This window comes from Gammaproteobacteria bacterium (assembly GCA_035279405.1).
In the GTDB taxonomy this organism is placed as follows: domain Bacteria; phylum Pseudomonadota; class Gammaproteobacteria; order Natronospirales; family REEB76; genus REEB76.
Genome location: DATEHU010000058.1, coordinates 1 through 1,124 on the forward strand (window position 1 = coordinate 1; position 1,124 = coordinate 1,124).

Genomic DNA, 1,124 nt, shown 5'->3' on the forward strand with positions numbered 1-1,124 from the left:
AGTGGTGCGGGTGGCCGATGCGCGCTCGCTACGCTCGCCGTGCAAACGGCTACAGGAGACGAAAAGAGCGTGCCCGCGCGTGAGGGTCGAGCGCACGAGCACGGAGGCGCACAGCCCGCTACAGGGAGCTTGGTGCCGTGGGGCGGCGCCTGGGAAAGTGTATGGGTTACCGTCTAGGGCCGGTGCACTTGCACCGACTGAGACAAGAAGCGAGAATGTTCATGTCGTCAATCTCCAGAGTCGTTGATGACCACGCGCGAGTGCTGACTACACGTCGCGCAAAAGAAACCCTACAACACCCTCAGCAACCAATCAAGGCCCGCATCAGCGGGCCTGCTTCTTTCCGCGGTCCGCCCGTACCGAATTGCCTGCCTAAGAAGGCGTGCAACGGGCATAGCGAGCCCGTCAAGTAAAGGCGGGCTCGCCGCCTGGACAAGTTACGACCCACTACCGAGCGCGACAACGCGCCCAACGCTCGGTTTTAAGCTGGTGGAAGCACCAAGCCCAGGTCACGGCTCGGGTCAACACGCCCACCCTTGCAGGCATGCTTGACGACGTAGCGAACACTGAAGCGTGCAGACCGAACAGCCTGCACTGAAGCGAAACCGCCAGCGCGCTCCTGCCAAGCACGCGCTGCAGCAAAGCGGCCGACCAGCTCATTCAACGTGAGCAAAGTGCTGACGGTGGTGAGCAGCACGTGGTAGTGCGCTGTACCGCGGCGCTGGAACTCAAGGGCGCGCATCCACTGGACGCCTGGACCACGACGTTCCCAGTGAGAACCGAACGCCGAGCGATTCACCCAACGAATCCACCACCAGAACGCCTTTTCTGCGAACTCCGGATGCGGACGCTCACGAGCGAAAGTAAGCGTCACGTTCCACTGCCAGGCGACAGATCCGAGCCACTGCAACCAGGCGCGCCGCAGATCCCGCGGACGACGCTCACGGCTGGTGAGAGGGATACCGGAAGAATCCGCGACCGTGAGTGGTGCGGGTGGCCGATGCGCGCTCGCTACGCTCGCCGTGCAAACGGCTACAGGAGACGAAAAGAGCGTGCCCGCGCGTGAGGGTCGAGCGCACGAGCACGGAGGCGCACAGCCCGCTACAGGGAGCTTGGTGCCGTGG

Annotated in this window: 1 protein-coding gene; it reads right to left on the bottom strand. The window is 63.6% G+C overall.

From position 1 onward, the window contains the following. Positions 1-481: 481 nt before the first annotated feature. Positions 482-874, bottom strand: a complete 393-nt coding sequence (locus VJR90_11365; GenBank protein HKV98069.1) for a hypothetical protein — start codon at positions 872-874, stop codon at positions 482-484. Positions 875-1,124 lie beyond the last annotated feature (250 nt).